The 11,851-nt window shown below is 62.6% G+C and carries 10 protein-coding genes and 1 pseudogene; 5 read left to right on the top strand and 6 right to left on the bottom strand.

Annotated features, from left to right (window positions below; genetic code table 11):
• Positions 1–116: 116 nt before the first annotated feature.
• Positions 117–1,868: a SulP family inorganic anion transporter gene (locus FOM02_RS44195; protein WP_027557678.1), complete on the bottom strand. Its 1,752-nt coding sequence runs from the start codon at positions 1,866–1,868 to the stop codon at positions 117–119.
• A 404-nt stretch (positions 1,869–2,272) separates the two neighbouring features.
• Here FOM02_RS44195 and FOM02_RS44190 point away from each other — a divergent pair.
• A pseudogene (locus tag FOM02_RS44190) lies at positions 2,273–4,048 on the top strand (adenylate/guanylate cyclase domain-containing protein).
• A gap of 38 nt (positions 4,049–4,086) precedes the next feature.
• Here FOM02_RS44190 and FOM02_RS44185 read toward each other — a convergent pair.
• The 3 genes from FOM02_RS44185 to FOM02_RS44175 all read right to left on the bottom strand — a co-directional run bounded on the left by FOM02_RS44185 (position 4,087) and on the right by FOM02_RS44175 (position 6,014).
• Positions 4,087–4,848: an SDR family oxidoreductase gene (locus FOM02_RS44185; RefSeq protein WP_027557680.1), complete on the bottom strand. Its 762-nt coding sequence runs from the start codon at positions 4,846–4,848 to the stop codon at positions 4,087–4,089.
• A gap of 71 nt (positions 4,849–4,919) precedes the next feature.
• Positions 4,920–5,396 carry a DUF6130 family protein gene (locus FOM02_RS44180; protein ID WP_027557681.1) on the bottom strand — a complete coding sequence of 159 codons (477 nt, stop codon included), beginning with the start codon at positions 5,394–5,396 and terminating at the stop codon, positions 4,920–4,922.
• Positions 5,397–5,585: 189 nt separating this feature from the next.
• Complete coding sequence (locus FOM02_RS44175) at positions 5,586–6,014, bottom strand: DUF6875 domain-containing protein (RefSeq protein WP_027557682.1); 429 nt, start codon at positions 6,012–6,014, stop codon at positions 5,586–5,588.
• A gap of 143 nt (positions 6,015–6,157) precedes the next feature.
• Here FOM02_RS44175 and FOM02_RS44170 point away from each other — a divergent pair, with 143 nt between their 5' ends.
• Together FOM02_RS44170 and FOM02_RS44165 are read left to right on the top strand one after the other, a co-directional pair.
• The gene (locus tag FOM02_RS44170) at positions 6,158–7,030 is read left to right on the top strand and encodes a LysR family transcriptional regulator (RefSeq protein WP_027557683.1); all 873 of its coding nucleotides are present in this window, start codon (positions 6,158–6,160) and stop codon (positions 7,028–7,030) included.
• 195 nt (positions 7,031–7,225) lie between these two features.
• Positions 7,226–7,555, top strand: a complete 330-nt coding sequence (locus FOM02_RS44165; RefSeq protein ID WP_035729808.1) for a hypothetical protein — start codon at positions 7,226–7,228, stop codon at positions 7,553–7,555.
• Positions 7,556–7,613: 58 nt separating this feature from the next.
• Here the strand turns inward: FOM02_RS44165 and FOM02_RS44160 are convergent, their stop codons facing one another.
• Entirely contained in the window at positions 7,614–8,324 is a 711-nt protein-coding gene (locus FOM02_RS44160; protein ID WP_265441165.1) for a tetratricopeptide repeat protein, read from the bottom strand.
• Positions 8,321–9,205 (bottom strand): winged helix-turn-helix domain-containing protein, encoded by an 885-nt coding sequence (locus FOM02_RS44155; RefSeq protein WP_265441164.1) that lies wholly within the window; start codon positions 9,203–9,205, stop codon positions 8,321–8,323. Before FOM02_RS44155 ends, FOM02_RS44160 begins: the two co-directional genes overlap by 4 nt.
• 132 nt (positions 9,206–9,337) lie before the next feature.
• On the opposite strand from FOM02_RS44155, the gene FOM02_RS44150 reads away from it, so the two are divergent.
• Both FOM02_RS44150 and FOM02_RS44145 read left to right on the top strand, forming a co-directional pair.
• Positions 9,338–10,537, top strand: a complete 1,200-nt coding sequence (locus tag FOM02_RS44150) for an ABC transporter substrate-binding protein (protein WP_265441163.1) — start codon at positions 9,338–9,340, stop codon at positions 10,535–10,537.
• A gap of 45 nt (positions 10,538–10,582) precedes the next feature.
• Positions 10,583–11,782, top strand: coding sequence for an FAD-dependent monooxygenase (locus FOM02_RS44145; protein WP_051377919.1), 1,200 nt, complete (start codon positions 10,583–10,585; stop codon positions 11,780–11,782).
• The last annotated feature ends 69 nt before the right edge of the window (positions 11,783–11,851 follow it).

The raw sequence follows: 11,851 nt of genomic DNA, 5'->3' as shown, positions 1-11,851 counted from the left end.
ATACCGGTCCGCCGCTGAAGTCGCAAGATTGCGTGATTTCTACCCCGCCTTGTTTTCGGAGGACGACATTGAAGCCGGGTCTGCCCATCGCCGCACGAAAGGGCTCAAACTCTCGGCTAAGGGCCGGATTTGGCATTTCGGCTCGCGACTGGCTCCGAGGCCTGCACAGCCTGGTCTTCCCAGTCCTCCCACTCGACGTTGTTGATCTCGAGATAACGGGAGACGGCGACGCCGATGGTCGGGAAGAAGTAATGCTCTCCCAATTGCGCGAACAAGCCAAATCTCTTCAGCTTGTCCTTCACGGGATCCTTCAACTCGGCGAAGCAGAGCTCGATACCATCCGCGTGTAACGTCTGGTCCAGTTCGGCCACCACGTCGCAGGCGGTTACATCGACGCTGGTCACCGGCTCTGCGGCGACGACCAGCCAGCGCACCGGCGTCGGTGAGGTCGCAACTGCATGCAGGATGCGTTCCCTGAAGAACTCGGCGTTGGCGAAAAACAACGGCGCATCCCAGCGAAACAGCACGAGCCCGGGGATCAGCCGTGCATCCGGATATCGCGTGATGTCGTGATAGCCCTTCACGCCGTAGGCACGCCCCAATATCGCGGAATGAGGGCGCCAACCATCCCACAGGAATTCGATAATCGCGAGGACGATCGCAAGACCGATTCCCTGGATCACTCCGAGCACGGCGACACCGACAAAGCAGACGATCGCCAGCCAGAATTCCCAGCGCTGGATGCGATAGATCCGCTTGAGGTCGGCAATCTCAAAAAGGCCGAGCGCCGCCGCAATGACGACCGCGGCCAATGCGGCGGTCGGCAAATGCTGAAGCAGATTCGGCGCGACAAGCAGCAGCAAGGCGATGGCAAGTGCGCCGACGACGCTGGTGAGTTGCGTGCGGGCGCCGGCGGCTTCGGCGACAGGGGTCCGCGAACTGCTGCTGCTGATCGGAAACCCCTGGAAAAATCCGGCCGCCAGATTGGCGGCCCCAAGCCCGACCATTTCCTGGTTGGAATCGACCCGATCTCCCAATCGCGCGGCGAAGGCACGTGAAAGTACGCTGGTATCGGCAAACGAGACCATCGCGACTGCACAGCCGCCGAGCACCACTGAAACGATGTCGCCGGTGGTGATCCACGGGATGACGAAAGCCGGCAGCCCCTGAGGAAGGGGACCCAGCACCTTGACGCCGTGCTGCGTTCCAAGATCCAGCGCTCCAACGATGATCGTGGCCCCGACGACCGCAATCAGGATGCCCGGCAGCTTGCTGTTCTTGAGAAGCAGGATCACGATCAACGTGGCGAGCCCGATCGCGAACGCGACCCAGTTTATCTCTCCGGCAAGGATCGCGCTGGCGATCGCCCAAAGGCTCCGCAACGGTCCTTCGCTGTCAATGGAAAAGCCGAACAGCTTCGGCAACTGGCTGATCAAGACCGTCAGCGCAATTCCGTTCATATATCCGTAGCGGATCGGCTTGGAGAGAAGCTCGGTGACGAAGCCGAGACGCGCGATGCCTGCCAGGATGCAAACCGTCCCCGAGACGATCGCCATCATGCCGGCGAGGGTCACGGCGCGCATGGGATCGCCCTGAGCGAGCGGAGCAATGACGCCCAGGAGGATTGCTGCCAGTGCCGAGTCTGGTCCGAGGACGAGAATGCGGCTTGGGCCGAACAACGCGTAGGCCAGCAGCGGCACGATGGTTGCGTAAAGGCCATAGATGCCGGGCAGGCCCGATGCGGCTGCATAGGCAATGCCGACCGGGACCAGCATTGTCGCAAGGACGAGACCTGCAAAGACGTCGTGCGGAAGCCAGGCTGCCTCATACCGGCGAATTGTCTCGAGGCCGGGCAGCCAGTGCTTCATCAATGCTCCCTCCGGTAGGCCACGTTGCAGCCGCTGTGACGTTCGTGCGGCTCTGCTGCGCCGCAACAGGACCTCATGGGCTGGAAGGCCATCGAGTTCAGCGATCGCCTGGCAGGCCATTGATCAAGATCAATACTGCGCGCGGCTCTTCTTGAAGTCAGGCCGGCCTCTTGCCGCGCGGCTGATCGCGCGCGCCGGCAAGCGCGGCCTGCGCGTAGCGGCATCGCTCGAGCTGGTGCGGCGGGCGTAGGGTGAGCGCCGTATGGAAGTCGCGTCCGCTTCCAAAGCAATGCGTACACCGAACCGGGCTGCGTTTGTCTGCAGTGACCCGTCTCGGACATTGAGCAATCGGACATCGGCGTGTTTTTCTGCTAAATGATTATCTTTGCTGGCCGAGGTGCGTCTTGAGCAAAGAGCGCGTGGAGCGGCGACTGGCGGCTATTCTTGCGGCGGACATCGCGGGATATAGTCGGCTGATGGGTGCCGACGAAGAAGGTACCCTTGCCCAGGTCAAGTCGATTAGGACAGCGCTTGTCGATCCCACCATCGCGGCGCATCGCGGTAACATCGTCAAGACCACGGGCGACGGGATGCTGATCGAGTTTGCCAGTGCCGTCGATGCGGTGCGCTATGCTATTGAAATCCAGCGCAGCCTGGCCGAGCAAAACGCCGCCGAGCCGCAGGATCAAAGGATCGAATTCCGCATCGGCATTCACGTCGGTGACGTCATTTTTGACGACGATGATATTTTCGGCGACGGCGTCAATATTGCTGCCCGGCTTGAAGGCCTCGCGGAACCGGGCGGGGTCTGCATGTCCGATGATGCCTATCGGCAGGTTCGAGGCAAGGTCGAGATCGCCTGCGATGATATCGGACAGCAGTCCCTCAAGAATATCGCTGAGCCGATGCAAGCGTGGCGGGTCCGGTTGACTGATCAAGACCCTTCCGCGGCAAGCCAACCTCAGGTCCTGCCTCCCTCCGACAGGCCGTCCATCGCCGTGCTCCCGTTTCAGAACATGAGCGGCGACCCGGAACAGGAATACTTCGCCGATGGAATGGCCGAGGACATCATCACGGCGCTGTCCCGTTTCAAGGCGCCATTCGTCATCGCCCGAAACTCCAGCTTCACCTACAAGGCGCGGGCCGTCGACGTGAAGCAGGTCGGGCGCGAGCTTGGAGTGCGCTACGTCCTGGAAGGGAGCGTTCGCAAGGCGGCAAACCGAGTGCGCATTACGGGACAACTCGTCGACGCCGCTACCGGAGCACATATTTGGGCCGATCGGTTTGATGGCGAGCTCGGCGACATCTTCGATTTGCAGGACCAGGTGACTGAGAGCGTCGTCGGGGCGATCGCGCCTGCGGTGGAAAAAGCCGAGATCGAGCGCGCCAAGCGCAAGCCGACCGCCAGTCTCGACGCCTATTCCCTCTATTTGCGCGGTCTGGCCCGGCTTCATCAGTTTGGTAACCGGCAGGCAAACGGTGAGGCATTGCGCCTGTTCAACAGCGCGATCGAGCTCGACCCGGAATTTGCCACCGCCTACGGTCGTGCAGCCTCTTGCTACCTCACTGCCAGGATCAATGGCTGGATTCCGGACACGGCGAAAGCGATTGCCGAAGTGAAGAGACTGACCCAACGGGCAGTCGAGTTGGGCAAGGATGACGCGATCGCGCTCTCCGCTAGCGGGAATGCCTTAGCCTTCGTTGTCGGGGATGTCGGGGTCGGCGCAGGCCTGGTCGATCGCGCGCTTGCGCTCAATTCCAATTTGGCTGAGGCATGGCATTTCGGCGGCTGGGTCAAGATCTGGCTCGGCTAGCCGGAATCGGCAATCGAACGCTTTGCACGTGCCATTCGCCTCAGCCCACTTGATCCGTGGCTGATGGGAATGCGAGCTGGAACCGCGTACGCACATTTCTTCTTGGACCGCTATGACGAAGCGGCATCATGGGCGGCAATGGCATTGCAGTGCAGTCCGGATTATCGGCCTGGATTACGTATCGCTGCCGCAAGCAACGCAATGGCGGGTCGGCCGGAGCAAGCAAACAAGGCAATGGCCCGGCTGCGAGACCTGAGCCCCACGCTGCGCCTGTCCAATCTCAAGGACGTGCTCGGCCCTTATCGACGTGCCGAGGACGTCGCGCGATATGAAGAAGGACTGCGGCAGGCTGGGCTGCCCGAATAACCGTGCCGTCTAGAAAGCACACCGCCTGACGACCGCCCCTAGAGTTCTGCGAACCCACCGTCGACGACCATTTCCGATCCGAGCATGTAGCTGGAGGCGTCGCTGGCGAGGAACAGCACCGCTGCGGCGATCTCGTCGGGACGTCCCAGGCGCCCGAGAGGGATGAGCTTGCTGGCACCGGCGAGATAGTCGCGAAACTGTGCTTCGGTCTGACCGGGATGTTCGGACTGACCGACACCGCGAAGGATGGGCGTCTCGATCAGGCCAGGGCTGACCGCGTTGACCCGAATGCGCCGGCCAAGCAGCTCGGCCGACAAGGTCCGGGCAAACGAGCGCACCGCGGCCTTCGATGCCGACAGGACGGCGCGCCCAGGCACGCCGACCTGGTTCAGCCAGGCCGTGTTCAGGATGATGGAGCCGCCATCCCGCATGACCGGCTCGATCGCCTGGACCGAGAAGAATACGGACCTGACATTCGTGTCCATCAGAGCGTCATATTGCGTCTCGCTGGTCGTCGCCAGCGGCGTGACATAGGCGACCCCCGCGTTGGCGAAGAAGACGTCGAGCGCGCCAAAGGCTTTCCGCACGTCCGAAGCCATCTTCTGAAGAGCTGCGCTGGACAGCACGTCGGTCTGCAGCGTCAGCACGTCGGCACCAACGAACTTGCGCGCGCGCTCGAGGGCATCTGCCTCGCGGCCGGTGATGGCGACCCGCGCGCCATTGGCGTGCAACTGCTTCGCAGTGGCAAGGCCGATGCCCGAAGTGCCTCCGGTAACGAGTGCAGTCTTTCCGTTGAGCATGGAATTCTCCCGATCGGTTAGGGCGCTCGACGTGTCGAGTGCGATTAGCTGGTTCAAATGATCCGATCCAGCTACTTGCCGTGGCCGGCGTGACCCATATTTTCGTGCCCGGGCACCGTGAACGACAGCGTCGTGGTCTGGCCCGGGAAGACGTTGTGATCAGGATCGACCAAGGCGATCGTGACCTTGTGCGGACCGGCAGGCAGCCCGGCGATGTCGACGGTATTGTTGTCGCTTGCGTCCGCCCACCACCACGGCAGATCGTCGACGGTGATGTGCAGATGCCCGACGCGCGGAGATACCTGACGGGCGCCTGCGCCGAAGACCTGCACGATGCGCAGGTTCTCCACGCGGTACTGCGCCCAGAACACACCCTGCGCCAGCGCCTCCGGAACCGGAGGATCCACGATCAGCCTGGGCGCGGGCTCGTGTTCGACCGCGATGTAGGGCGAGGCGCCGCGGATGTCCTTCGCGGTCTGGGCGAGGGCGCTCGCGGCGAGCATGGCGGTCGCAGTTGCCGACGCAATGCAGGTTCTGGCGAAAGGCATGGCATTGCTCCAATGAGTACAGGGTCGTTGTTGGTGAATGACCGCGTCAGTTGCGGCTGACGCGCCAGGGCAGACTGCGCAGCTCTTGAGCCAAGGCGTGGATGCCGGACTCCCGATGGCGACTGGCCCAAAGGCCGAGCCAGTCCTCGGAGTCCAGAAAGAATTTCCAGTCGCTGACGACCGCGTGCCTCAAGAGCAGGAACGGCACTGGCGCAGGACGTCGTCGAGGAATGCCTTTGCGCGGTCCGTCGTCAAATCCGTGAAGACGACGACGATCGATTGGTAGTTTGGCTTCTCGCCATCGACCGGTCGAGGCTCCTGAAGCAACATCCTGTAGCCGTTGAGGGCCTCGATGACATCCGCCTGGCTTCTGCCAGTGGTCTGCTCGGGCGCCAGCCAGAGCGTCCTGCGCTCGCGGGCCGCCGGCACGAAGGGACACACCGGCCCGGCGCGGCCGAGATCCTTGTGCGGTTTGGCGACAAATTCCCTGATCCAATGGGCAACCGCGCGTAGCGCGGTCAGCTCGCTTTTTGCGAGCGTGCTTGCCCTGCTGCCGTCCTCGAGATCCTCGAAGAGGAAGAGATTTGCGGCCTGCGCCAACGAATGAGTCCCGTCCATGGGTGGCTCTCCTCGAGACGGATCGGTCCAGATCGACCGGCGGGCGATCCCTGCCGCCGTGCGCTGCAATCTGGACGCTCGCCAAACTGTCCACTAGCTGGCAAAATCGGGAATGACCGCACAGGATTTTGGACAATGCCGCTATGGACGCAGTCACGGTCTTCGTGAGAGTCGTGGAAGCTGGTAGCTTCGCCGCCGCTGCGAAGCGTCTGGGCATGCCCAAGACGACAGTCAGCGCCAAGGTAGCGGGATTGGAGAAGCGTCTCGGCGTAAACCTGATCCAGCGCACGACGCGCAAGCTGCGCATGACCGACGTCGGCGAGAAATACTTCCATCATTGCGCGATCGCGGCGCGCGAGATCGAGTTGGGCGAGGCCGCTCTGCAGTCGGCGAAGGTGAAACCGTCCGGCGTCCTCAAAGTGACGGCGCCGATCGATCTCGGACATGTTCTTCTGCCGCGCATCGCGCAGGCCTACACCGCGAGATATCCGGACGTGTCGCTCGAGTTGATCCTGACCAACCGGGTTGTTGATCTGGTGGAGGAAGGTGTCGATCTCGCCATTCGCTGGGCCGGCGCGCTGAAGGATTCCTCGCTCATCGCGCGGCGCTTCATCGAGACGGACTCGAACCTGTGGGCGTCGCCGAAATATCTGAAGAAATTCGGCAAGCCGAGCCATCCGCGCGATCTCGTGAACGCCGCGTTCCTGGCTCACCCTGTTCTGAGGACGGTCATGCTGACGAACGGCAGGTCCGATTTCGAGCTTCAGCTGAACGGGCGGACCTACGTCGATGACCTCGAAGTGGTGGCGGCGCTGGTCGTGCTGGGAGAGGGGATCGCCTGGCTTCCGGACTTCCTGGTCCGGGACGCAGCGGCGGCCGGCAAGCTCGGTCCGGTCCTGTCGCAATGGCGGCCGAAGCAATACCAGAACTGGACCTACTACTTTGTCTATGCCGGCCGCCGCTACACCCTGCCGAAGGTCGAAAGCTTCATTCAAACGGCCTTGGCGCAGATTTGACAGAGGCATCCGCTTCGTTGAAGTCGTGCCTCCAGATGTGGGTCTTAGGCGCCAAAAGCTGATGTTTAATCGTTAGGTCAGGCATGTCCGGAGCCCTGTCTGATCGCCAGCCCTTTTGAAAATAGCGATCGGGACCACGAACGTTGGGAAAGGTGGCGCGTTGAGCGGGATAGGGCACCGCACTGGAGACGAAGCATGCGTACCGTTACTCTCGCGATGATTGTAGTTGCCGGAAGCGCAATTGCCTTCCAAGCAACGGCGCAACAGCAAAAGGCCGCGCCTAGTGACCAAACCAAGGACGAGATGCGCACTGACGTAGACAAAGGGCTCAAGACGAGCGAGCCCAACGAGCAGATGCAGCGCGACGCAGATAAAGGAGCCAAGACACGCAATTCAGGCGCGTCCGGATACGTCGCCGACCAAGACAAGCCGGGCGCCTCTGCGCATCCCCCGGGCCAACCGGGGGGTGAGCAAACGACTGGTTCTGGCAGCCAGACTGGCCCTTCGAAACAAGGCCGGCAGTAATCGCTTTGGTCCGACCTCGCGCGCACACGCCGCCGCCGATCCTATCGTGCGCTTCTAGTCATCCCTCCGGCACGCCGGCGAGGCGCAAGCCCTCGAAGTAGCGCTGGCGCCGAGCGAGATATACCGGATTGTCACCCTTGGCGTTGATGCGGTAGCGGCGGATCGTGAAGCCGGGATCGAGGGCAAGTCCTGCTTCGGCGATCGATCGCGCCTCCTTCAATTCCCCCACCAGCGCCAGGGCGGTCGCAAAGTGAAAGTGCGACAGCGCGTGATTGCGGTTGAGTTCGAGGCTGCGGCGAAACCAGCCGATGGCTTCATGGTCTTGCTTGATGCCCAGCTTGGCCAGCCCGACAAACATGTACCACAGAAAGGCGCGCGTATCGCGCGGGGACAGCCGAAGCGCCTCCTGAATGTGACCCTCGACTTCCTCGCAACGGGCGGACTGATATTTGCCGAGGCCGATGAACCCGTGGGCATCGGCCAGATTCCGGTCGAGCGCCAGAGATCTCAGGCATTGGGCGATGCCGTTCTCGATACGGTTCGTCTGAATCTGCACGGCGCCGAGCAGCATGTGGGCTCTGGGGTGATCGGGGGCATGGAGCAACACGCCGTTCAAGGCCGTTTCCGCGACTTGAAAATGAGTGTTGACGTCGTCGGCCATAAACGCCGATCCCACGGACACCTCGACCTGAGCCGCGGCGACCGCTGCTTCGATGTTTCCAGGATCAAGCACCAGCGATCGCGCGAAGAAATCCTTGGCCTGCGTCAAGAGCGCGCGAGTGACGCCTCTGTTTTGGAGCGCGCGGCCCTGGAAATACAGATCCATCGCGTCCGGACGGGGCGATCGCTCCGCGCGCGCGCTTCGGCGGCAATGAGCTCGGCATTCAGGGTGTTGGCGAGGCGCGACACGATCTCGTCCTGCATGTCCAGCAGTTCGGCCGCGCGCTTGTCGAAGCGGTCGGCCCAGAAATGGCTTCCGGTCTCGGTGTCGGTCAGTTGCGCATTCAGGCGAAAACGGTTGCCGCCGCGTTGCACCGAGCCTTCCAGCACGTAGCGCACGTTGAGATCGCGGCCGATTTGCCTGGTGTCGACGGCCTTTCCCTTGAAGGTGAACGCGGTGTTGCGGCCAATCACGAACGAGCCGGCGATGCGCGACAAATCCGTCGTCAGGCTTTCGGTCACACCATCGACGAAATCGTCCTGCGCGGGATCGCCGCCGATGTTGGCGAAAGGCAGAACGACGATCGACAAATGCGGCATCGAAGCCGCCGGCAGCTCTGCGGTATCGGATGGCCGCGGCGTGTCGCCGGAAACGACGGTGGCATCGATCGGCTTTGCATCGACAACAAGCATGTAGCCGCGGCGCGGCATTGTCTTCAGAGCCGAGCGGCCGGCGTCTCCCAAAGCGCGCCTGATGTCGCCGATCGCCTGGACGAGAGAATCCTCCGTGACCTCGCAGTCTGACCAGACCTCGTCCATGATTTCGTCCTTGCTGACCAGTTGCCCAGGCCGTGTCGCAAGCAGCCGCAGCACCGCCCAGGCGCGGGGGCGTAAGGGGACGACGTCGCCGCGTCCGTCGCACAGGGTTTCACGGGCCAGATCCACCATCCGGTCGCCGACGAGGATCGGGGGCTGCGACGATCTCAACAAGAACGCCTCGTGGAACTTGCTTTCGGAAAATTTCGGCGGAGTTTCGGGACGCTGGGACGATTGTACAGCATTATGTTGCAGCTCGGGGTGGCAAAACGCCGCCCTCACGGCCGCCAGTATGAGGTAGCCTCCATGATCCGGCCTCTGATCCTTGCTGCGTTAAGCCTTTCGATCGTCGGCCCTTCACCCGTCGCTGCGGCCGACAAGAAATACGGTCCCGGCGTTAGCGACACCGAGATCAGGATCGGGCAGACCGCTCCTTACAGCGGGCCGCTCTCGTCGCTGAGCCGCTTCGGCCGGATCGAAGCCGCCTATCTCAACATGATCAACGCGGCTGGCGGCATCAACGGCCGCAAGGTGACGCTCGTTTCGCTCGACGACGCCTTTTCGCCGACCAAGACGGTGCAACAGACGCGAAAGCTCGTCGAGGACGACAATGTGCTCGCGATCGTTGGATCGATCGGCACACCGACCAACCTGGCCGTGGCGAAATATCTCAACGGCAAGCAGGTTCCGCAGATATTGGTGCTTGCCAGTACCCCGAAGCTCGACGATCCCGAGAACCTGCCATGGACGACCACGTTCATGATGCCGCAACCGGTCGAGACCAAGATCTATGCCGAGTATTTGCTGAAGACCAAGCCTGATGCGAAGGTCGCCGTGATCTATCAAAACGATGATCTCGGGAAAGGCAATTTGGCCGGGTTCAAGGCCGCCCTGGGATCGAGAGCCTCGACCATGGTGGTGGCAGAGGCGGCCTACGACATCATGGAGCCCACGGTCGATTCACAAGTCGTGGTCCTCAAGGCGTCCGGCGCCGATACGTTATTCCATGCCTCCAATGCACGCTTCGCGGCGCAAGCGATCCGCAAGGCGCATGAGCTCAACTGGAAGGTCCAGCATGTGCTGCTGTCTGGCGTCAGCAGCATTTCGGCCGTCCTGCGGCCGGCCGGACTTACCGCATCGACGGGGGCGGTTAGCGCGTGCTGGCTGAAGACGTCAGAGGATCCCATGTGGGATGACGATGCCGGCATGCGAGAGTTTAGGGCCTTCATGAAGCAATGGGCACCGAACGACGATATCGAGGAATCGATCTTCCCCTATGCGACCGCTCAAATGATCGTCGAGGTCCTGAAGAAGTGCGGCGACGACCTGTCGCGGGAAAATCTGATCAGGCAGGCCACCAGCGTCCAAGGGCTCCAGCTGCCGACATTTCTGCCCGGCCTGACCATCAACATCACCCCGTCGAGCCGGATCGGCTGGACAAAGGCCAGGATGGCGCGCTTCAACGGCACCCGATGGGTGCTGCTCGATGATTTCGTCGGCAACTGACCACAGATCGAATCCGGAAATGACACTGTTCGAGGTGATCGGGTCATGACCGGCCGGCTGAATGTCGCGATTGTCGGCGCAGGGATCGGCGGATTGTCTGCGGCGCTCGCGCTGAACGCGCGGGCCCTGAACGTCACCGTCTTCGAGGGAGCAGAGTCGCCGCGCGAGGCCGGGGCAGGGCTCTCCATTCCTCCGAATGCGCTGACCTTGCTCAAACGTACCTCGCTTTGCGAGGCGATCGAGCAGATCACCACGAGGAGCCAGGGGCTGACGCTGCGAACGTCGCAGGGACAGCCCGTTTCGAGGCCGGGTGCGCCGATGGCGCTGAGCTATCAGATTCACCGCGTCGAGCTGCTCGAGCTGCTGCTTGGTGCGGTGAAAGGACCGGTCCGGTTCGGACATCGCTGCATCGCCGTTGCTGACACCGAGCGCGGAGCGCGATTGACCTTTGCCAATGGCGTGGTCTGCGATGCGGACGTGGTGATCGGTGCTGACGGCATCCATTCGGTGGTCCAGCGGCAGATCGGCCTCGTGGCGCGCCCGACCAGCGAAGGCGTCGTGGCGTATCGCGGCCTGGTGCCGGCGGAAGAGCTCGCGTCGGGCCTGGAGCTGCGAGGCCTCAACATGTGGATGGGGGATGGTCGCAGCTTCATCTGCTTTCCGGTGTCGCAGGGGCGATTGATCAACATCGTCGCGTTCGTCCCGAGCATGCGTGACATGGAGGAGACCTGGTTTGCACCGGGCGATGTCAGGGCGCTCGCGGGGGAGTACGAGGGGTGGGATGCGCCGGTCCAGGACCTGATTGCGGCGCTCGATCACACCTTTCGCTGGGGCATCTACGATCGGCCGCCATTGCCGTATTGGTCGCGCGGGCATGTCACGCTTCTCGGTGATGCCGTCCATCCGATGGTGCCGCATTTCGGCCAGGGCGCGGGACAAGCCATTGAGGACGGCTTCGTACTTGCCGTCCTGCTGGAGCACGCCGGGCGCGACGAGATCCCGGCGCGCCTGAAAGCTTACCAGGATCTAAGGCTGGAGCGGACCAGCCGCGTGCAGGCAGCCTCACGCCTTGCCGGTCGGTTCTACCGATCCGCCGGCGGCGATCCCGCGGAGCAGGCCCAGAGGATGCGCGGCTGGATGTCGGCGGCGGAGTGGATATTTTCTTACGACGCGGAGGAGGCCGCTCTGGCCGTCATTCGGGGAACTGCAAGCGCAGCCTGCGCCTTGCAGCCTGGCGCAAGCTGATGCGGCGGGCTTGATCGGGCATTCTCCGATTTCAGGACAAGAACCGGAGTTCGATGCGCGGAGGCGACG

It is taken from the genome of Bradyrhizobium sp. SEMIA, from assembly GCF_014844175.1.
GTDB classification, from domain to species: domain Bacteria; phylum Pseudomonadota; class Alphaproteobacteria; order Rhizobiales; family Xanthobacteraceae; genus Bradyrhizobium; species Bradyrhizobium arachidis.
Note: the sequence above shows the minus strand (reverse complement) of the source record. Positions and strands in the feature narration are given on the sequence as shown.